Below are 21,766 nucleotides of genomic sequence, written 5' to 3' on the forward strand. Positions count from 1 at the left end.
AAGATCTTCTTGCTTAGTCTCTTCACTCATATAAACCCCACCCTTGTTACTATTCTAGTTTCTTATTCCCTAGTAATATTTTATCAAACTCATCTAATTAGTTTGCATTTTTTCCCTTATTTAATTTTTTAATAAAAATTTCTGACATGAAATTATCATACACTCAGTTTTTAACAAAATGAAACGCAACTAGAAACGAAAAAGAGAAATACAGGTCGGACTTCTTAAAATTACAAAAGCCCTCACTAAACTCAATTTATTCAAATCCCTTTTCCAAAATTAAATGTTTATCCCTTGACCTACCTCTTCCCATCGGTTCAAAAAATTAAAGTAAGGAGTTTTATCCGATAAAATTGCAACATTCTTTTTACTTCTTGTAATTGCTACATAGAACTGTGCTATTACTGAATCCGACATTTTGTGTCTACCTTTTATTATATGTTTTTCCATTTCTTTAGTAGGAAGTATTAAAACATTATCAAAGCTTAATCCTTTTGATTTGCCAAAAGTTATTGATTCAAAGTCGATATCTTCTTCTAGTTTAGACATAAATTTGTTAAGAGAACTTATATTATAATAAAGTACTGTTGGCTTATAACGTTCTATGAACAAAGTTACATTGTCCATACTAACCAAGTGTGTACCTACATCTTCATTGTCAACTCTCTTTGCTGATTGCATGTTAAGGTCACTATATAATGTATTTGCTAAATCGCAAACTACCTGTGGACAGCGGTGGCACACATCTAAGCTCTCAAGTTCGTCGTGCTTTAGTACCTCAGCAAAGAAATTAAATATATTAATCCCTCTGTATCTGCTGAGAAAAGGACCTGAATTTGTTGAATATGTTGCCTGTCGATGGTCTCCAACAACTACAAGATTAAGGTTAGAGCGGTAAATAGCCTCAATTATTTTTAAGTCATATCCTCCCATGTCTTGTATCTCATCTATAAGAATTGTGGTATAAATTTTTTGGAGTCTATCAATGATTACACCACTAGAAGCTTCTAATATTACATGGCAAAATTGAGCCAGCCTCTCATAATAGAGCCTTCCTTGAAAATCGTAATAATATCGCCAATTAGCGGCTGTTATACCCTTTAAGCGCGGGATTTCTCCTAACGAACAAAAATTAACCCCTTCAATTTCGGGTCCTTCCATAACCTTTCTATATGGCCTAGCACATTCATTAAGCAAAAAATCCGTCCATGTCTTACATTTTATGTTCGTAGGGATTATTCCTACTGAATCCATAAGATCAGACTTCATAGAGTTTAAATTTGCATTCGTATATGTGAGGTATAATACCTTACCTTCTAGATAGGTTTTTACTGCTTCTCCTATTAATAATGTAGTCTTTCCTGTTCCTGCTGCAGCCTTAATAATTCTTTTATTGGATGGCATCATTTATATACTCCGGAAAATTCAATTGTGTTTCGCTGTTTAAAAATACTTTTAGCGCCCAATCAGTTTTGTTTTTCAGCATAAATTCTAACAACTCTTCTTCAGACTTATCTTGTTTTCCTAGTATAGTTTTTAATTTATCATAATTACCAGCATCACATTTTAACACCTGTGGTTCTAACGTATTTAGCTCATTATTTGTGCTAAAACACAATTTAATTGTACCACCCGTATAGTCTCTATATTTGTTGTTAATATTCTTTTCATAATCATGATCGTTATCTGTAACTACTACAGTACTTATATTTAGTAACTTTGCTATATCCAAAAATCTTTTGAATGATAGCCCATTTACTGATATGACATCTATCCCGTCATCTAACGGAAGTTTATTATATCTTTGATGGTAGGCTTTTTGGATGATTAAGTCATCTGCAGGCCCCTCGACCAATATTACCCTCTTAGATAAGATAAATCTTAAAGTGTCATAGTTCGGTAGTTTTTGAAAATAGTCTCTTGTATCCTTTGGCAATTGATTTAGCTTCCCACTTCTATTTTCACCAAGAAGAATAACATTTTCCATTGCCATTTTATTTAATACATATGAACTATGAGTAGTAATAAGTAATTGTTGATCAGAACACTCTGATATGATTTTATCTAATAAGATTCTCATGTTTGAAAATGATAAATGACTCTCAGGTTCCTCAATTAGCACTAAATTTCTTTTAGGCTTTCTGTTTCCAATAGATAGTGTAGTCTTTATAACATTTTGTTCCCCTTTACCAATATAATCGAAGGGGATATTGTCTAAAAAGGCAGCTATTGCAGATTCCCAAGTAGCCTTTTGAGTAATATCCAACGATATTGATAAATTCCTAGTGTCGTCTAACATAAGACTTTTCTTCTCGTTTAACACTTCATTTATAGAAGTTATATTAGGATCTTCACCAAATTTTTCCTTATAGCTTCTGTAGAGAACTGCTAAATTAGCTTTTTGTTTTTCATCTAATACATCTGAGATAATCTTCATAATATACTTTTGAGAACTAGTAGCTAGACTTGTAGTGGTTGAGTCAATAAGGTGTGATTTTATAGGAATCGATCTTGTAGTTATTGTTAATCCTGCGAAACTTTTCCATTCAACTGTATAGTACTCAGTAGGAATATGTATAAAATTTTCATTTTCAATATACTTCTGATATTCCTCTCGATAATGCTCATTAAATTTAATAGAGAATACAAATCCCGGCACATTCATATTTTCGCTATTCTCCATACCCAATAATTCATTGAGGTCAGAGTCTTCTGACTCTCCGAAGTATAACTCGATTATTGTTTCAGGTGGAGTTTTTTTATTATCATCTTTTACTTCCTCGATAAACTTGTTAACAATTTTTCTATTAAATATATAGGGAGATAATTCATAAAAGATTGGTTTCCCATTTATTGTCCCTGTCAGGGCTAAGTGAATCGCTTCTAATAATGTTGATTTCCCAGCCCCGTTATTTCCTATCATTATTGAATAGTTATTATCAAAATCTAAGGAAAAATCTTCGAATTTCTTGTAATTACAAATTTTAACTTTTCTTAATAACATTTACTTTCTTCCCCAATCCATTTTAATAGAAGTATTTTTCTAAAAAAAAGAGGGCGCATTTCTTCTCCTGAAATGGGCCCGATTGTTGAATATTAAAAGTCAGAAAAAGTTTCTAAATAGTTTATATTATTTAAAGCTTCCAATCCCAACTATTCACTCTTATTTAATATCCATAAGAAATAATAACCGTTTACTTTTACTTCCAGATATCTGTTAACACAGCATTACGTTTAAAAATATTTCAAAAAAGACTAACTATGTATAAATATTGAATAACTCATTATAAGGATTTTTAGTGGAATAAAGATTTTTATCAATAGCATTACATTGGCAATGCTCATTCTCATGTCTTAACTGTTTACGATAGTTATAATAAAGTAATTCTAAAGAAGGAAAATCTAATTGCTTTAACGAATTTTTAGGGAGTCTTCCCCCTGTTTTCTTATAATAATAATAGTTTATGGATTTATAGACCCATTTATCTAAACTCTTTAACTGATTTGTATCTGTAATCACTAAAAAAAATCTCATCCAATTTCTCGATTTTTCAAGGTTCCCACAGGTTTTACACTTGAAACTCTTATATTCATTACCGAAGTATTTATAACTCATCCTTAATTTTAAAAGCTCTAGTGACTTCTTCTTTTTAAAGTTTGTAGTTTTTAAAATTTCTTCTATTCTTATTTTAAATTTCTTTATATTACTATCTTTGATACCAATATATTTTTGTGAAATTTTGAATCCAACAAAATCTAAACTTCTACTATTAGATAGTGTACATATTTTTGTTTTTTTGGGGTCTGGGTGCAGTACCAGCCCAATATTTTCAAGGAATTCCTTACATTCTCCCTGAATTTTTGTAATATCCTCAATATTTTTTGCTAATATAACAAAATCATCAGCATACCTTGTATACCTAATATCATATTTAGCTTTTAAAACTGTCATTATCCAGAAATCAAATTGATGAAGATATATATTTGCTAGCATTCCGGAAATTATCCCACCTTGCGGAATACCTTCTTTACGCTTTTTTCTAATTACCTTATTTTTATTCTTACTTTTGTATCCAATATCAATATGAATAAAACGATAAAGAAGCCTTTGAATTTCAGGCATATCTTTAAAGAAAGTCTGAATTTGTTTAAAAAGCTTATCATGAGGAATAGTATCAAAAAATCCTTTTAAATCAGCATCGAGAGCATAAATATAACGATCATTTAGATCATTGAATACTTTCTGTGCTGCTTTCTGAGCATTTACATTTTTACGATACGCAAAACTAACATATGGTAATTCAGTGAATTTTTCTTCAGTAAATGGACTTAGATAATCATATAAAATTTTTTGAATTATTACATCTCTGATAGTAGCAATTGACAATTTTCTTATTTTTCCTTGCTTTTCAGCATCCTTAATATTCAATAATGGATCTTTTGAAATCTTTACTTCTCTCAGCGGATAAAAGTAGTAATTTCCTCGTTGTATCCTTTTGAAGATTGTATCAACTTGATGACCAAGAGTTTTTTGAAATAATTTATAATCTATACCATCAAGACCTTCTGGGACCTTAATTTGGCATTCATCAGTTAAAGTGTCAGTCTTTTGAGCAACATACAGTTCGAAAGTCTCTTTAATTTTATTCCTAGTTACTAATTTTTTAAAAGAATCATCTGTACTCATTACAGCAATTCCTCCCTTATATTGCGGCGGTGGACAAGGAGGAATTGGTTTTCAACCGCCTCCCTAACAAAAAATGATAGGTTAAAGTTTAACAGTCCTATATTGTATATAAGACTGCTGGATAAACTGATAAGTCAATTAATAGTTTCATTAATAGATTCATTAGCGTTATCCTCCATTCAGTTTCAACGTCTATAATTATATTATAAATCATCGAAACGAATGCCCTATACCGATTATCGGGACGCATGTGTACCTAAATACACACGCTTTAGGCTAATACCTACATGTAAAATGTTACCACAAAAACAGAATTTAACATATAGCTTTTAATCTATTTCCTAAAACTAATACTTCATTAAGAATCAATCTCGAATCTTGACTTGATATTATATTTGATTAACTTCCAGTGACTTTTTAGTAAGACGGGATGTCTAGGTTTAATGTTATTTAAATCTTCTTTACCATCCCAAAAGATATAGATTTTATCTTGGTAATTCCGGAGCATTTCTATAACATTTGAAATTCGCACATTAATATCTCTTCTTGTTACAGCATTTACCTTACTAAAATCTCTACCCCAAGCAACTATTATAATATTAGAATTATCAAATGCTTCCTTTAGAAACTTATCATTTTCCATCTCATAATCTTGCCTTCTATTTACTAAGAGTTTTGGATCAGTACTACGGTAAGCAAAAAGATTAACAATTGAATATGAGCCATAAGATTTACCCTCATAGTCCATCATTAAATTGTGAACATTCATTATCGTTGTATCAAATTTCAAGTGAGTTGCCTTACTAGGATTTAGCATAATTACTGTAGCCTTCTTTTTATTACTATCCCATTCCCTTGTCAGTAAATACCGATACTCGTTATTTTTATCATCTGAGAAAACTGCAGTTGATTTGATATCCTCGGAAACTACTTTTGTAAACGAGCACATTATTCCGGATACACTTTTTCAAATTACTCCAGTCAATTTACCGAAATAATGTGCGTATTTTTTTACAATGTTTCCGATTGTGCAAAATCTTGTTCGAATTATTTCATCTATATAGATAAAGAGAAATCCCCTAAAAAGGGGAATCTACTGGTATATAATCGTGCTTTTCTATTTTAATCTTATATATTTCATCTATGTGAAGGATAAAGCTAACATCATAATCTAAAGTAATAAACCAATCCAAATCCTTTTGTAAATGTGTCCGAAAGTACTTGTTTCGAATACGAAGCTCAAACGAATCGCCCTGACCCATCCAGTATGCTTGTTGCCCAATCCAGACTCTCCACTCTTGGTCGCGATGGTCAAATACTAATATCCCCCGTGATATCATAAACTGCTGTCCTCTATAGCCAACCTTACGATTTCTTCGTCAATTTGTTCCTTCTTTAACTGCGATCCAAACAGTAGACTATTGATTGTGAGTTTGTTGATGACACGTGGCCATCCTTGAGAACGTAAGGCAATGGCTTCTATTGCTGATTCGGTAAAGATGGGCATCTTCGCCCCAGCTATTTTCATATGATGATCGATGTATTTTGCTACTTCCTCCCTTGATAATGGCTGTATTTCAAATTTCGCGATTACTCTTTGAGAAAGCGGACGATGGTGAGTTAAGGTTAATCGCGTCTTTAAATGTGGCAACCCCGCCATAATTAAGATAAATGGGTTTATAGAATCCATTTGAAAATTAAATAAAATTGCTATATCCTGTAAAAAAGCATCTTTTGCCATATGCATTTCATCTAATATAAACACGGGAGTAATTTTTCGTTCTCCTGCCATTCGCTCAATCCCTTGTTGAATTTGCCGAAAAAGATCTACCTTACGAAACTTCGGCTCTTCTCCTAGGCCATAGACTAATCCTCGATAAAAATCCATTACACCGCCTGTTGAAAGGGGGAAATAGACGACATGATAGAGGGAAGGATTCAATGATTCCTTAAAAGTACGCAAGGTAAATGTTTTTCCTGCTCCAGGGTCTCCCGTAATAAGTCCAATTCCTTTTGATTGCTGTAAATACTTTAATGCGCTCAATGCCCCATGATAATCCGATGAAGGAAAAGCGTCTGAAGGTCGTAAATCCTTTGAAAAAGGAGTTTGGGCTAAGGAATAAAAAGATTTATACATGATCTCGTTCCTCCTTCTGTTCTTCTACTTGAGATACTGAAAAGGGAGAACGGACTCGTTTTACATATGCATTATCCTTCATAGATACAGGCGTGGCTTCTGCTACCTTCTTATCATCTTCAAATATATAGACCCCATGTTCATCCAATCGCACATCGATGGAGGATCCTATAAAACGAGAAGGAACTTCGTAAAGGTGCTTATTCAACGTAATGGTCGAATCCGCCTTTACCTTTCGTTGTTCCCGTTTCAAGAAGATGGTGTCCAGAATGGATGGATCCTCCAGATAGGTGATATTTTCAAGTTGTGCGTGAAACATTTCATGTGGGGTTCTTCCTTCTAAGGACGCATGTACCCTTCGATGATAATCTTCTTCTAACCAACGCCAAAACCTTTCATTTAATTCCTCTAGTGAATGAACTGGGTTGGCCTGCAATAAAGGATAAAACCTTGTTTGAACGGTTTTAAAGAACCTTTCAATTTTCCCTTTGCTTTGAGGATCATACGGTTGTGTGTGAGCCAGAGTGATTCCAAGCTGAGCACACGCATATTGAAGCGTTTCGGATCGATAGATCTTGCCATTATCCGCATAAATAATGGTTGGTTTTCCTCTTCTGATTAACGCCTCTTTGGTTACGACTCTTAATCCATCGAATTTCTCGGATGAGAAGAACTCTGCATACGGAACTAGGCGCGAACAGTCATCAATATAAGCAATCAAATAAGTTTTTTTGCTTTTTCCATTGATCCGAACGTATGGGCCATGGGATAAATCGGCCTGCCATAATACATTTACTTTGTCATGGGCGAACCTTTTTCGTTCCGGGCTTGCCACGATACTTTTCCCTACAAGATTGTGTTTTTTGAGTAATCGGTTTATAGTAGAGTAAGATATTTGTTTTTTTGTGATCTCTCCTTTCTCCAGAAGTTGTTCGTAGAAGACACTGACTGGCATATGGAGAGATTTTTTTCGTATTTCAAGAATTTGATCTAGATCATCGGGTGATAGTCTTCTAGAATTCCCTCGATCCATCCGTTTTTTCGGCTTTAGTGCTTCAAATCCATTTCGTTGATAATGAAGCAGCCATTCTTTTATTGTTTTTACGGCAATTTTCCGTTCTCCGTAATAAGGAATAGAATGAATTTTCCCCTCTAATCCTTTCAAATATTCATTTGAATCAATTTGTCCATTAAATAATGGGGCAATGAGCCCATATCGAAATAAAGCTACTTGTTCACGTTCTTTTTCATTCATGGAATCTTCCTCCTTTTAATAGAAGGACAACCGGTTATCCATGATTCCATTCTACTTTCTCCGACATTTTATGACGATGAAAAAAGTATGTGGGATGAATAATATTTTCATATCTCTCCATTTTTGATAGAATTAATTTGCCATAAGGTATTTTGAAAAATGACCCCAGCTCCTTCGTAAGAAGGGTGATTCGCCAAAATCAAGGATCATTTTCATATATTTTATGGCTTCCTTTTTTATATCACCTGACATTCCGATCACTCGCCCTAGACTAACAAAGAAACTATGGACCCAATTCACATTCTTAAGATAACGATTCAGATGAAACTTTAGTAGCTGACGGCTGCCATTTGATTTTTTCCCCTCCAGATTTTGAAGAACCCGCCCTAAAATAGTATGTATAGTATGTTGGTAGTACGGAATAAGAAAATCAGGAAGAATCGAAAAATTCGCTTCACAGTGTAAACATTTCATACGACAAATTGGGATTCTAATAGAAAACTCCTCCGTAACCGCATACCGCCAGTAATAACCGTTCCGATGTAGATTTCCAGGAGAGGGGCATTTACAGTTTGGGCACTCTTCAAACAAAGGAAATTCGTTCTTTTTTCCCTTTGCCTCATACTCTATTAATTCAATACCAAAATCATGCGGAATGATCATAAAAAAACTCCTCCCAACTAATATGCAAAAAATTTAGCACATTCTGTCGGAGAAGTATATAGATTAATCTGGAGGAATTTGAAAAAAATATTTGGTTTTTGGAGGAAATAAAGTGGCTATTTACACTACTTTCATTCTGGAATCACCACCGTTCTAAATTAACTAACTGTATTTCTTTTAAGTCCAATAATAGATTTTAGTCGTTATCTAAAACAGTACTAACCTTTAAAAATAGCCCCTATAATTTAGTATATTTTCCTCTCTCCATTAGCCAGTTATTACTCCTTTTAACAGCCCACCAGATAGATTTTTGTATTGCCGTCTTATAATAAGACTGCACCACCTCGTTGTAGAAAGAGGACGATTCAAACAGCTCTACCAATTCCTTATTTGTAAAAACTCTACCCTTTTCAACTTTCTTTTCAAAATCAAGTATAAAATTTAACGTTTCTTCATTAAGGTTAAACTTTTCAACCATCACCAATGGAATTTCTCCTTTTCAAATTAATAACAGTACTCGAAGAGATAACTTGTTGCTGCTTAACACGGTATTTTATATTTACTAAGCAATTGGAAGAATACTTGGATGCTCAAACGTGCCAATGGTACAGTCAAAGGCAACATAATAAAAGCATAAATGGTTCCCCAAACTAAGACACCCTCTACATTAACGCCAGTAAAACCACCCGCTGTATAAGTTCTAAGGCTTCCTCCCCTGACAAGATACTCACCAAATAAAGCCCCAATAGTTCCACTATAGAGGGTTATAAACAATGCTGATATTAGACTCAATAACCAAAGTTTTTTGTTTGATACATTTTCTCGTTTTGCAAAGTAAGATCCTAATATTGAAAAGGTTAATACAAAGGGAATAAACGTTGCGTAGTATAACCATCTCTCTCCAAATAAAGATGTAAAGCCACCTGCTAATCCTTGTGCAACTACCATAAATATAAATGAAATACAGAACGATAAAATTAAACCGAAAATAATTCCAATTATAATCCCCTTTGTAATTTTCATTACGATGGTTCCCCCTTAATATATGAAATTGATTTTCAACCTAACTTATTATAAATATTCCTTTTATTTTAACAGAAATATCCAAATAATTTTACAATTTTTTCTTGTAGAATCATTCACACAAGTAAAATTAGTTATCCACCAATAAAATGGTAAAAATAGGGGTATTCCTAATGAACCTAAAAAACCGTCTAAATTGAAGACGGTTTTTAATTCATTATTGGTATCCATTCTGAAGAATTTCCGTAGCTATTCTAATTCGCCTGTATTCTTCTAAGAAGCAGTTCAACTCGTTTAACAATTTTTCTTCAAATTGTTGTAGCATCCTTTTATCATTTACTCTTACATAGCCTAATCCTTTTTTCGATACAATGTCATTCGTGTGTTTTCTCAAGCTTATAACACCTCTCAAATATTTTTATTAATTGCAGATGACTACTTCAACACCGTTTACGAAGAAAGTCTAATACTTTAGCTAAATCCTCATTATTTCTGCTAATACGGTTATAATCCTTTATTACCATCTTTCCAATCATTCCAGCTTCAATGTCTTTTTTCATTTTCTGAAACGAACCTCTTTTAAAAGGATCAGATATACCTGAGCATGAATCGTCAATATAAAATTCATCAATATTACCAAGTTTACTCTTTAGTATTTGACCAATTGGTTGATAATCTTCTTTACTTCCAACATTTGTTCTATGGTAAAATACAATTTTCTTATTGCTAGTCATATTATTTTCCTCCAGTTTAATCTTTTTATCTGTCTTCATTGATAAAATCCTTTGAACTCTGCTGAAAAGTTCTGGTGTCACAATTGATGGTACACTTATTTTTTTCCATTCACTTTGAGGATTTTTAATGATTTGAGATTTGCCGTCTTCTAAATACCGAGTTGTTGTCTTGTTAAAATATAGTTTTCCAATATAAATAGGAGATTTTGCTATTAATCTGATATTACTCGGATTCCAAGGCCTATTCTTATAAGAATATCCATGACTATTAAGCAAGTTAGAAACACTCTTATAAGATTTCTCTGCAGCTAAATATTGAAATACTTTTTCTACAACTTTAGCTTCTTGTACATCGATTTGTAGTTTTCCATATGAGGAACGGTAACCAAAAGGTACTCTGCTAATAATAACCTGCCCTTGTTCTCTTGCTCTTTTTAATCCTAATGCTATCCTCGCAGCTTTATACTTTCTTTCTTCTTCTAAAAAGTACTGATATAAGTTTTCATTGTTTCCTTGCTCTAAACTGTCCCTTTTTGACATATAAATCACTCTCTTTTCTATATTTTTGCTTAAATACGACAAAAAACCCCAACGAATAAACCTACGAATTAATAAATGTCGTAAATTTATTTGTTGGGGTTTTCCCTTGTTCGTTTATTAAGTTGTAAAAATAATAACACCTACATTAGCATTTTGCAATAGCTAATTTATAGTTTTATTGAATTTTAAAAATTAGGGTTTTAATCGCTCTTCCTCTATTTCTAAGAGGAACAATTTTCTTAAATCGTATTCCTTTCTCCCTTAAAACATCTTCAAGATAAAATTGAGCATCACAATCTGTTAATGGTACTTTAACTTCGCCTTTCTTGATTATCTCTTCTATCAGGCTATCATATAAAGAAACTGACATTGAAATTCACCTACAACCTACTGCGTAATAACATATCATTTATTTTTAGGGTCTGTTTAATGATGCGGTTGATAATTCTTTACTTATTAGCAAATAGAATTCATTAATAATGAAATCAATCAAATCTTTATCATCATCTGATAAAATAAACTTCTATTGATTACTTTCATTGAAATCCTTCTTAGCCAACCAAATTGCTATGATTAAAATTCGCCCTCACTATACCTATGCTCAACTTTATCTTTATTGATCTATATAAAGCCTCTAAAGTAAAAAAGGGGTTTAGAACCTCTTAAAAAAAGTCTCACATTTTTTAGGGACAACAAAAGCAGTGAACTCCTTACCCAATCCTTCATTCGGTTGATCCTTAATTGCATTTATTAAAGATGGATTAGAAAAGCCAATGGGCAATGCAAATTCACCAGTATATTCGGCAAGTTGCTGATTTATATATTTCCCCTTACTTCTTCCGCAGCTGCAGCTTTTTTCTGACAGATCCAGATTAAATATATCATTACATTCAAGGCACATTAGAAGCTTCATTTGCATCCCTCAACCTTCATTAGTGTTCTTTTCCTTATCAATCATTTCTTGAATGTGGGTTATTACTCTGGGGTCTTTTCTATACTCTGTTATTTTTTCAGTGATTAGCTTGTTTTCAAACATACCTCTTAACAGCCTATAGTTATTAGCTTTCATTTTAAAATTATAAGAGTCATCGAGTATTAGCTTTGCAAGTAACGTTATAATAAACTCTTCTTCCCGAATCCCTTCAATCCATAGCCAAGCATCTTCTGTAAGAAACATCCGAAACTTTTCAGTAAGCATCTTTCCGAGTATTAGCTTCATCGATCCAATATCATCCCCATACAACCGTTCTTTAATTTCAGGATTTTTGGTTAAAAATTTTTCAATGCTATATGCTACTGTTTTTAAATGAAAGTCCTGCTCTTCGGAAAGCAAAACCGAATGATTATTAAAATAAAGAAAAGCATCTTCATTATCCAAAAAACTACCTTCGCTTTCCTTCTCATTATTTAGAGCCAATATAGGAGCAATACTTCTATAAAATTCCTGAAGTTCTTCTTCTATCCTACTATTACCTTGTTGCAATAAAAGATTCGCTTTATTATCCCATTCTGGATAACAATTGGTGAAGTTTTCCACAACCTCATTTAAAGGTATATAGGTTTTAATTTCCCGGCCCGGAAATTTGATATCCATTACCATCATTCCAAATGTTCTTTCAACAATAGCTGGATGACCTTCAATTTTGCGAAATGCCTCCAAAAAATCATAGTTTTGTGGAGGGATACTTACCCAAGTAAGAGTAATTGCCCTTAGCATTTCTTCGGGTTTATACTTGGGTCCACCTTCCTCCTTGCAAGCCATTGAAAACAAACTATTAACGTCCCTAACTAGATTCAGATAATAGACCAAGAGCTTAACAGCTCCAATTTGTGTTGGAGAAGAGTGCTTAACTAATTTTTCCTTAATCCACTTGTGGAAGGTTTCTTTATCAGAGTACGTATAAACTAGCTCTAAGATTTTTTCCTGATCTGCAATAGTCCATTTTTCAATCAATTCTATTTTTTCACTTTCATTTTTTGGAGAAAATCGGTTAAGCAACTGCCGTGGATCAACGCGTAAAGGTAACTTTATTGGGGTTGAGAGATGAGTGTCTGCCCATTGTTTTGCTTTTACACACTGCAGATGATCTATATCTCCACTTACACTAGCAAACTTGGGGAAACGGCTCTCAATTAGCATAGCTATGGCTAATATGTAAAGATGGTATGGATATCCTTGAGTCTTAGCATTAAAAACAACAACTGAGCTTTCGTATCCCTTTAAAATATCTGTTTCATTATTAAAAGCTGGCGCAGCCTCCCTATACATTTTAATATCAGAGTAAAGCCTGAAAGTTTCTGCAAATTTCTTACTGCCTAAGTTCCCACATGTTCTCCAAAATCGAGAAGGCTCTTCATGTTCTTCGGATTTAACATATACAGGCATCTGAATATCAAATAACTTTTTTTCTCCTAAATCTGCAAAATCATAAGCTTTCAGTAATTTCACAGTTTCTTTATAAACACTTATCCAATCTTGTTGTGAAATCTGATGAGGAAGAATAGACAGACGAACATAAGTACCCACCCAAAACCACACCCTTTTTTCAGTTACAATTAAAAGAGAACTCGCTTCTCCTTTATTGCGATGTTTTAATATCTCCGAAAAAAAGGCTATCCCAACATTAATAAGATAACCTTTTATAGTTGTTTTTCCGGAATTGACTGCGCCTCCTAGAATTATAGAACAGCTGCATTTATTGCATCCTGTTACTCAATTCTATAAGTTTCTCTATTGGCTTTGTTATATACTCGTTGTACATCTTTCTTGGATTGTTCTACATATGACTTAATCATTGAATAATCGTTCGGGTTAGCATCTTCTACTTTCTCCAATGTTGCTCCTACACTTCCAGCCAAATATCCAGCTGCCCCCAGTATCGTTCGCAGTTCGTGTGTCACTTCTGAAGTTAATGCTTCATGAGCATTATTTTTCATAATGTTTTCATCTGCATCATCAACAATTGTTGCTAAATCTATTACCAGCTTTCCTGAATATACCTGCATCTCAGATGCCTCCCTCTTATAACTATTTATTAGTCCTCCCTAGCGCTCACCTTTAATAGCGAATATACTGCTTTTTTCAGCTGTTATTTTCCTTCTCTATTCTCTTACCTGCCTTTATAAGTGACAGGTGAAAAATATCCTTTTTGTCGCAATCTTCACTACTAGTAAAGTCAAAAATAAAGTTTTCAGTTACAACCTCGTACTTTGCAAGGACGGTTATTATATCCATTAAAAGTTCATCATAAATATCGGTACGAGGATCCTGATTTATTTTTGTGATTCTATATAAGTCCACTTGAATAAATCCTAAATGTTTAGAATATGCCAAAGATAAACCTCCCATTAAAACATTTTCTGCGGATTTACTAATGTGTTTATAGCAAACACGAGGGCATCATTAAAAGCAGTACGATATGCTAATTTCGTTTGGATATGTACCTGCTCAAAAATGTTAGCTCTAATATCATCAATAAATTCATCTTTTTTTGTTTCATCCTCAAACTTCCCAAATTGGGCAAGTTTTTCATCTAGATCTTTATGGAGTAATTCTGAATACATCACATACTCATCACTTGTGATAATTTGTTCGAGTCTTTCTTCAATTAGCCTATTAACTACCTTTTGAAAGCCGTCAATCATAAAAAAACCGCCCTTCTTTATTCTAAAAATGAATATATTCATAATTAGAATATAACACGAAATATATTGATTGTAAAATTCAATAACGATACGATTACTAATAATGTTGTGTAGAAGGTTGGAATTGAAATATGAGTGATTTATTAATTGGAAGACTAATCAAGGAACTTAGAAAGAAAAATAATATGACAATGGTTGACTTCGCAAAAAAAATAAAAATATCACAACCGTCCTTATCTAAGATTGAATCAGGAAGACAAGAAGTAACGTTTTCCCTGTTGGAATCTATATGTAAGGAATTTGACATTACAAGAAGTCAATTTTTTCAAATGCTTGAAAGGGATAATATATATCACCAAACTTCTTTGACTTGGAATTTCGAGGAATCTGTGGATGCAAACAAAGAAATTGAACATAAAATAGGAAAGTTAGTTTCCAAGATGACGTTTGAACAAAAAAGAGCATTGTTCATTTTTTTATTTTCCAGTATCAAAGAATGAGAATGAAATACATAAAAAAAACGCAGTCCGACTCTTTTATGAATCGGACTGCTCAACTTTTTGCTCAATTTTTTTTACAGTTCTATTTATGTTCCGAAGAGGTTCCGAATAATATATCCCATTCGGAACATTATTCCTTAATTGTTTTTCCTTTTATATAAAGGTTTTTAATGAGTAAATCAGTACTATGTTCCGAAATACTAATTTTTTTACTATTTTTGAAAGAAAGTATAACCTACAGGGTGTAATTTATATACCAACGCTCTCTCAAAAGTAATGGAACGTTGGAACAATATGTTGTTAAACCTTGATATTACTGAATTTTAGACGTTTCATCTTATCTGTTAATTTCGGAACGTCATTTGGAACTTTCTCTACAGATTTCATTTATAGAAGTAAATCATTGTATCGGGCAACTCAGGATGAACAATGCCATCCTTAATTGATTCAGGATTACCCGGATCAGATAATTGTATTAACCACGCCCTAGGATTACTAGTACCAATTCTGTGTTTAACACTCCTAATAAAAAATGAATACGTTTGTAAGTCTTTAACTACCTTGTTACTTGATGGGTAGAATGGGACTCTTTCTGACATCCTATAAGCTTCATAGGTATTAGATGGAGCCAAGTATAAATAGGTGGAACCATCTTCTATTACACACTTATAATCACTATTATTCTGTAATTGACCTTTCTTAGCCAGTAAACCAATCTTGCGCAGAAAATCCATAGTAGGATGGTCTTCGATTGTCAGTTGTTGCGTTTCTTTCATCTCCTGATATACAAATTGATAAATTTCAATTCTATCTTCTGGATTAGAAAAAAATATTTCATCCTCTAAAAAGTCATTTAATTGGGCAAAGGCTGCAAAAGCTGAAGCAAGAAACATAGCATAATGCGACCGAATTCGAATGTGAATATTACTCCATCCCCTACTACTAAAATAATCAAGGATTTCATGATAAAGTCGTAAAAAGTTATGCTTCCATCTATACGATGTTCTCATTAAATACTGTCCTACCCAATATGGTACTTCTTTAAGAGCTTTGACCTTTCTAATAGCCTCTTCATTAAAACTAATCTTTGAAGCATCAAATAAAACTGATCTTTGAATTATTGATGGCACGCTGGTCAATACTTCCCCACTTAACATTAAAGTCGCCTTTACGGGAAATCGAATTATAGTAGATTCATCTATATGCCCTCTAATGAAATCCTGCCTCATATAAACATTATTTTTAAGTGAATCTGAACAGGTTTTAATAAAATCCATCCCCTTGCTACTGTCATTTTTATTTTCAGCTTCGTCTACGACAAAAGGCATAGAGGATTTTCGACTCATACCCTTTCTTAAACTATCCAACGATGGCGGAGTATTCAACGATACATTAATACCTGCCATTTTTGTAAACTCTTTAACGGCTGTACTCTTACCTTGACCGTGTTTTCCGTATAGGTATAAAAACGGGAAATAATCCGTTTCCTTTACAATGCTATCAACATTCATTGTTCCAGCAATATAACCGAAAGCAAGATATGAATATTGGCCATAGAGTAATTTAAGGCATTTAAAGTATGTGACTAAATCCTCCTTAGTGGGAGCTTTATCAATATGTGGATGTATTCTATATTCGTCGTCTTTATCAATATCCACTTTAAAATACTTACCGTTCACTGCAATAATTCCATCTTCATCTGCAAAAATTACCTTATCACGACAATACGCATGTGATGGAAAAATCCAGATATCCTCCTTTTCATTCCGCCCCATATATGATATAAACTCAAGTTCTTTCATAGGGCTTTTTAAAATCATGTTTATGAGACTATCTAAGTTTGTTTGTTTACCAAACCAATTAAATCTTCCGTTATTCATGCAATGTTTTTTAAAAGCTGTATGAATTGCTAAAGTCTCACCATCAAATTCGACCACTTTTGTCTGACTGTCAGAGATTAGTTTTAAAATATAAATCTGTTTGCCACCTTGTCTTTTGGTCGTATAGAGCGGAACAACAATAAAGTTAGAGATTGGATTTTCTTTATACGTATTTTCCCCTGTCTTTACTCGAACATAATAATACTTTTTTTCTTTATTGATTCGAAGACAATCACTATTGAGAATAGATTCTCCTGTTGGATACAAATCAAACTGGAGTTTTCTATTGTTTTGCTGAATATTTTCATGCTCATTACGAGCCGAAGAATCTTCAATTCCTACCATCACATCATTGTATAAACCTATACTTCTTCCTACTTTGGACTTTTTGCGACTTTTAGTTTCCGTTGCAACTTTGTTTTCTCGATTCATATTTTTCCTCCATAATAAAAACCCCAAACAAGTAAAGATGGTCATAAGGCCACTCTTAACCAAGTTTGGGGTTTTCCCTTTTTTTATTTATTTTTTTAGCAAGAAAATTCATTAGACTAACTTATATAGGGGACCTCCTTCTTTTTGATAATTTAATTTCAAGCTAAAATCTTAAAATATTATAATTATTGTTTTTGATATTCGAACCCCTTTTCAAAAAAATTTTAAGTTCTATGTAAATTTCATTAAAGTCTACTTTAACTTAAATGAAACTTAGCAAAAACTTAATCAGTTTCATTAGAAAAAACTAACATCTATTTGTTTTAACTTCATTAAAAGGAAACACCAATAAAAATTCAAGATTAAGTAAATAATTTTTATTTTTCTATTCGAATTGGAAAAAGTTCAAGCTAAAATGTTTTTACCTTTAAATGAAAGGAGGGAATAATTAAAATGGAGATAGACATCGATAAAGCAACTTTACAAGATATCATTTCACTAATTGAGGGTGGAACTAAAGAACAAGAAATCTGTAACTCGAAAGGCTACAAAGCAGCTTCCACTGTTTCTAATAGATTAAAGGCTGCGGGAGCCACCTGTGAGTCTAACGGCGAATGGAACTTCACCAAAATTGATCCAAGTATCCTAACTAAGCAATTTTGGACAATATCTTACTCAAAAGATAGATCAAAAACCACCGTTGATAGTTTAGATTTGAATGAACAGGAAATAACCACCCTAAAGAAAATTGTGGAGGAATATATAAAAGGGAATTATGAAAGGGAGACTGCAACCCTAAAATACGAATTGTTTGGAAAACTTCTTTTTGAACATGCTGCTTATAGGAATACAGATTCCTTAACAAAACAGCTGAACGTTCCGGTCCAAGAGCATGTAATGCAGCGACTAGACGACTTTGCTAACACTAGTGGACTTGAGAAGAAATTCATTGTTAACAAAGCAATTGAGACATTTTTAGATTTATATGATGGCAATTTCCAATAATAAACTTACAGTGCAAAGAGGCATATAAAAGTTAAATCAAGCATGCTTTTCAAGCAACAAAAAGGATAACTATGCACGTTAAAGTATATCCGTTAAAGGGGTCCGTTCAACGAGTATACTATCTCTTTCTCTAATACCAGTAATATCAATGGTTTATGTGCCATATGGAAAATCCTTTTAAATTCCGACTATATAGAAAAAGAAAGACCTTTTTGATATAAATTAAACCTACACAAATTAATCGCATCCAATAACCTTTACTAGTTTGTTACTAGGATGCTCCTGATTTATAATCGGGAAATATAGTCAGGATATAATTTAAGGGAGGACAGCTCATGGACTTCAACAAAATAATACTATACGCTAACATCCTAGGTATCTGTTTTACTGTGGCTCTGACATATACAATTGTTGTTAACATTTTCGTTGGCCTCCCTGTTCAGCCTGTTGCTGTTGCTATGCTTGCAATTGGATATGTTGTCATGATAAAAAGAAATACACTATTTCAAGAACTTTGGGATAGGTGGTTCTCCGGCAGAAGAAAGTAAAACACTTTTTAACTTCCTTTAAGTGACATGTCATTTTAATTAAACCATTAATAAAATCGTCGTTACGTGTAATTTATATAAATTTAAAATGGAATAAGGGAAAGCCCCATTGCTGAGTTTAAACGAACGTACTATTGCGTTTAAACCTCATTATGGGGTTTTTATTTTTGCTTAAAATATATTTGGAGGAATCTATGTGATATTAAATAAAAAGGTTTATGATGCGCTTTACGAAGAGCTAATGCTAATTAATGAAGAGAATTATCAAGGCAAATTTTATGTAACAAATGTTAAGGATCTAGAAGAGCAAGCGTTGCAATTTTTAAGAGACGAAAATTACATTGATGAAAAGGACAAAGATATTGATGAAAACCTTTCCTTGAAAATATCTTGGAAAGGGGAAGGCATGTACTGTTTTTCTGGGCTTGGATTCATTCATGAATATTCACTTAAAAATGTTATCGATCTTTTCGAGACTGAAACTGAGGTAAGCCACAAAATATTTTTAGGTGACCATAATGAAATTGAGAAGGCAAAGAGTAAATTCACAAATGTATATGTCGAATGGAATATAGATATTTTCAGTCAAACCTTCTCTATCAAAGAAATTATTGAAGATAAAAAAGCCATCAATAATTCAAGATCCCTTAGCAATAAAGCAAACAGTCAACAAAAAAATTGCGAATTAGAAAGTATTAAGGAAATGGATAATGACATCTTTTATGAGTTTTTAAAGCAGTATAACAAACACTTGCTAACTTCATAGAGGACGAAAAACCCGATGGCACATTTTCATCTAGAGAGTGTGCCTTTATCTTATGTAAGTAAAAAAGGAGAATAGGAATTTGAAATTATATTATTATTTATCTAAATCGAAAAAACGGCGTATTCAATTAGAAAGCATAGATATATACGCACTTCTTTTCTTGAACGAACAGGGCATATTATCACAACCTCAGTTTTATGAATTTTACTCTCTCTTAAAACATATAAGTGATGCTGCTTTCCGTAGAAAAATGAGTCGGTGGGACAATGCTAATATCATAGAAAAACGCAAAGAAAAAATGCAAAATGGATATGAAATGGCAATTATCAACTTAACACCTGCAGGTCAAACAATTCTCAAAAAACTCGGCTACTTGGGTATGGAAGAAAAACTGAAATATCAGGCAAAGAGCAACTTAGATCATACCCTCGCTATTAAACAATCTGTTATAGAAATTTTAAAATGCATTAGTCAAAAAGAGCCTTTTTATATTGCTGATGGAGGAAAATATGTTATTCCGTTCAGAGAAGATAACGATGAAGATTTAGAACAACCTATTATTATCTTTAAGAAGCAAAATTACGGTAATGACTTTATTCCCTCTTTAAAATCATTATCCCAGTACAATGCTACTTTCATCGACAGACACAGAGAATTAGGTGTGCCGCAATCTTTTATCCCACAGGAATTCACCCTTATTAATAAGCAACTTGGTGATAAGACTGGATTAATACCAGATTGGATATTCAAAATTAGAGACACATACCTCTACATCGAAGTGGATAGTGGAAATGAAAAAATAAAAACTAAACGTGATCATACCAATACGATAATCGAAAAGCATGATGTTAGATCTATCGAAGGAAAACTGTACCGATATGAAGAGTTGGCTAAGAACGATAGAGAGCATAACCACAAAGTCATCTTCGCTTTAATGGATGATAGTGATGTGGTAATAACCAAGAACATCCATAGCAACAAAGACATTCGTATTGCCAACTTAAAACATGAAATTGCTCATATGAACGACTACAATGACTGGAAAATTGGGGTTTATGTTAGCGGTATGAAAAGATTTTACACAGTTTTTGAAGCAGTATATCTAGAACTGATCAATAACATAAAATCATATAACTATGAAGTTTACAAAAATACATTTATCACTTTAATTAAGGCAGGGTTGAAACCAAATTGGAAAAATTTAAAGTTTATGGTTGTCGCTAAACACTTTTATCCAACTCTTGGCATATCGACAAACAGTCTAAACTTCATTCCGGATTTTTTGTTTAGATACTATCAGGATACAGAAGATAAATACGAACAATACTTTATTCCTGTATTTATTAGAGAAGGAAACGTAAAAGACATGGAGAGGTTGGCTTATTATACAATTCCTACAGCAAATGGCTGGTTTAAGTATAATGCAAAGATCTTGGCATTGTATGAAAGAAAAGATGAACTATTTAATGATGTCATTAGGAAAACAAAGAAAGTAAACACCAATAAGATAACGAGAGAAATAGTTGATAATAACGGAATGGATATAGACAATATAGTATTCGCTGCTATAGATGAAATATCCAACGGTAAACTCCTTCTTTACAATGCTAATAAGAAGCAAATCGATAAAAGCCAGTTATTCTAGTCTAATGAATAACTGGCTTTTGTATATACTTCTTCCTAAAAAGTTCTCCATTTTGGTGTACTCTCTTTACCTTATGTACATCCGCTGTTAGCAATTATTATGGATTTCCCCCCTAACATATGTATTATCAGCGCATTCATCTTAAAAAGTTCTCCATTTTAGTGTACTCTCTTTACCTTGTGCATTTCGTTAAAAGGTTTTATTGCTAACAGACAATTTATGTAACTGAATAAAATAAGAGTGCGATAATATCTATTTTCGCACTCTTTTTGACAAAGGTATATAGAGTTCCCTAACAAGTTAAAA

Annotated in this window: 24 protein-coding genes; 5 read left to right on the forward strand and 19 right to left on the reverse strand. The window is 32.8% G+C overall.

Features of this window, described 5'->3' with window-relative positions; translation table 11 throughout:
- Positions 1 to 279: 279 nt before the first annotated feature.
- From I5776_RS18940 to I5776_RS19020, 18 genes are all read right to left on the reverse strand, one after another.
- Positions 280 to 1,404, reverse strand: a complete 1,125-nt coding sequence (locus tag I5776_RS18940) for a UvrD-helicase domain-containing protein (protein WP_246483842.1) — start codon at positions 1,402 to 1,404, stop codon at positions 280 to 282.
- Positions 1,391 to 3,004, reverse strand: a complete 1,614-nt coding sequence (locus I5776_RS18945; protein WP_202778075.1) for an ATP-dependent nuclease — start codon at positions 3,002 to 3,004, stop codon at positions 1,391 to 1,393. Before I5776_RS18945 ends, I5776_RS18940 begins: the two co-directional genes overlap by 14 nt.
- Positions 3,005 to 3,259: 255 nt before the next feature.
- The gene (locus I5776_RS18950) at positions 3,260 to 4,687 is read right to left on the reverse strand and encodes a reverse transcriptase domain-containing protein (protein WP_202778076.1); all 1,428 of its coding nucleotides are present in this window, start codon (positions 4,685 to 4,687) and stop codon (positions 3,260 to 3,262) included.
- A gap of 358 nt (positions 4,688 to 5,045) precedes the next feature.
- Positions 5,046 to 5,636: a DUF1643 domain-containing protein gene (locus tag I5776_RS18955; protein WP_202778077.1), complete on the reverse strand. Its 591-nt coding sequence runs from the start codon at positions 5,634 to 5,636 to the stop codon at positions 5,046 to 5,048.
- 130 nt (positions 5,637 to 5,766) lie between these two features.
- Positions 5,767 to 6,027 (reverse strand): DUF5348 domain-containing protein, encoded by a 261-nt coding sequence (locus tag I5776_RS18960; protein ID WP_066233683.1) that lies wholly within the window; start codon positions 6,025 to 6,027, stop codon positions 5,767 to 5,769.
- Positions 6,024 to 6,824, reverse strand: coding sequence for an ExeA family protein (locus tag I5776_RS18965; protein WP_108073572.1), 801 nt, complete (start codon positions 6,822 to 6,824; stop codon positions 6,024 to 6,026). Before I5776_RS18965 ends, I5776_RS18960 begins: the two co-directional genes overlap by 4 nt.
- On the reverse strand, positions 6,817 to 8,079 hold the full coding sequence (locus I5776_RS18970) for a DDE-type integrase/transposase/recombinase (RefSeq protein ID WP_107920604.1): 1,263 nt from the start codon (positions 8,077 to 8,079) through the stop codon (positions 6,817 to 6,819). Before I5776_RS18970 ends, I5776_RS18965 begins: the two co-directional genes overlap by 8 nt.
- A gap of 132 nt (positions 8,080 to 8,211) precedes the next feature.
- Complete coding sequence (locus I5776_RS21850; protein WP_107920603.1) at positions 8,212 to 8,742, reverse strand: DUF6431 domain-containing protein; 531 nt, start codon at positions 8,740 to 8,742, stop codon at positions 8,212 to 8,214.
- Between the two features lie 238 nt (positions 8,743 to 8,980).
- Positions 8,981 to 9,220, reverse strand: coding sequence for a hypothetical protein (locus I5776_RS18975; RefSeq protein ID WP_246484022.1), 240 nt, complete (start codon positions 9,218 to 9,220; stop codon positions 8,981 to 8,983).
- Between the two features lie 62 nt (positions 9,221 to 9,282).
- Positions 9,283 to 9,765 (reverse strand): hypothetical protein, encoded by a 483-nt coding sequence (locus tag I5776_RS18980; RefSeq protein WP_136831123.1) that lies wholly within the window; start codon positions 9,763 to 9,765, stop codon positions 9,283 to 9,285.
- 217 nt (positions 9,766 to 9,982) lie between these two features.
- Entirely contained in the window at positions 9,983 to 10,159 is a 177-nt protein-coding gene (locus I5776_RS18985; protein ID WP_019382811.1) for a hypothetical protein, read from the reverse strand.
- Between the two features lie 46 nt (positions 10,160 to 10,205).
- On the reverse strand, positions 10,206 to 11,039 hold the full coding sequence (locus tag I5776_RS18990; protein ID WP_246483843.1) for a recombinase family protein: 834 nt from the start codon (positions 11,037 to 11,039) through the stop codon (positions 10,206 to 10,208).
- A 175-nt stretch (positions 11,040 to 11,214) separates the two neighbouring features.
- Positions 11,215 to 11,409 (reverse strand): hypothetical protein, encoded by a 195-nt coding sequence (locus I5776_RS18995; RefSeq protein WP_016201525.1) that lies wholly within the window; start codon positions 11,407 to 11,409, stop codon positions 11,215 to 11,217.
- Positions 11,410 to 11,691: 282 nt separating this feature from the next.
- Complete coding sequence (locus tag I5776_RS19000; RefSeq protein WP_202778078.1) at positions 11,692 to 11,952, reverse strand: hypothetical protein; 261 nt, start codon at positions 11,950 to 11,952, stop codon at positions 11,692 to 11,694.
- 9 nt (positions 11,953 to 11,961) lie between these two features.
- Entirely contained in the window at positions 11,962 to 13,566 is a 1,605-nt protein-coding gene (locus I5776_RS19005; protein WP_246483844.1) for a hypothetical protein, read from the reverse strand.
- Positions 13,567 to 13,748: 182 nt separating this feature from the next.
- Positions 13,749 to 14,045, reverse strand: coding sequence for a hypothetical protein (locus tag I5776_RS19010; RefSeq protein WP_202778080.1), 297 nt, complete (start codon positions 14,043 to 14,045; stop codon positions 13,749 to 13,751).
- Between the two features lie 76 nt (positions 14,046 to 14,121).
- Complete coding sequence (locus I5776_RS19015; RefSeq protein ID WP_202778081.1) at positions 14,122 to 14,373, reverse strand: hypothetical protein; 252 nt, start codon at positions 14,371 to 14,373, stop codon at positions 14,122 to 14,124.
- Between the two features lie 14 nt (positions 14,374 to 14,387).
- On the reverse strand, positions 14,388 to 14,684 hold the full coding sequence (locus I5776_RS19020) for a hypothetical protein (RefSeq protein WP_202778082.1): 297 nt from the start codon (positions 14,682 to 14,684) through the stop codon (positions 14,388 to 14,390).
- Positions 14,685 to 14,815: 131 nt separating this feature from the next.
- Here I5776_RS19020 and I5776_RS19025 point away from each other — a divergent pair, with 131 nt between their 5' ends.
- Entirely contained in the window at positions 14,816 to 15,184 is a 369-nt protein-coding gene (locus I5776_RS19025) for a helix-turn-helix domain-containing protein (protein ID WP_202778083.1), read from the forward strand.
- A 383-nt stretch (positions 15,185 to 15,567) separates the two neighbouring features.
- Here I5776_RS19025 and I5776_RS19030 read toward each other — a convergent pair whose 3' ends face one another.
- Positions 15,568 to 17,496, reverse strand: a complete 1,929-nt coding sequence (locus tag I5776_RS19030) for a hypothetical protein (RefSeq protein ID WP_202778084.1) — start codon at positions 17,494 to 17,496, stop codon at positions 15,568 to 15,570.
- A 453-nt stretch (positions 17,497 to 17,949) separates the two neighbouring features.
- Here I5776_RS19030 and I5776_RS19035 point away from each other — a divergent pair, with 453 nt between their 5' ends.
- The 4 genes from I5776_RS19035 to I5776_RS19050 all read left to right on the forward strand — a co-directional run bounded on the left by I5776_RS19035 (position 17,950) and on the right by I5776_RS19050 (position 21,460).
- Complete coding sequence (locus I5776_RS19035) at positions 17,950 to 18,501, forward strand: hypothetical protein (RefSeq protein WP_202778085.1); 552 nt, start codon at positions 17,950 to 17,952, stop codon at positions 18,499 to 18,501.
- Positions 18,502 to 18,890: 389 nt separating this feature from the next.
- Positions 18,891 to 19,049: a hypothetical protein gene (locus I5776_RS19040; RefSeq protein ID WP_246483845.1), complete on the forward strand. Its 159-nt coding sequence runs from the start codon at positions 18,891 to 18,893 to the stop codon at positions 19,047 to 19,049.
- Between the two features lie 196 nt (positions 19,050 to 19,245).
- On the forward strand, positions 19,246 to 19,815 hold the full coding sequence (locus I5776_RS19045; RefSeq protein ID WP_202778086.1) for a hypothetical protein: 570 nt from the start codon (positions 19,246 to 19,248) through the stop codon (positions 19,813 to 19,815).
- 79 nt (positions 19,816 to 19,894) lie between these two features.
- On the forward strand, positions 19,895 to 21,460 hold the full coding sequence (locus I5776_RS19050) for a replication-relaxation family protein (protein WP_202778087.1): 1,566 nt from the start codon (positions 19,895 to 19,897) through the stop codon (positions 21,458 to 21,460).
- Positions 21,461 to 21,766 lie beyond the last annotated feature (306 nt).

The sequence above is a fragment of the Heyndrickxia vini genome, from assembly GCF_016772275.1.
Classification (GTDB): Bacteria; Bacillota; Bacilli; order Bacillales; family Bacillaceae_C; genus Heyndrickxia; species Heyndrickxia vini.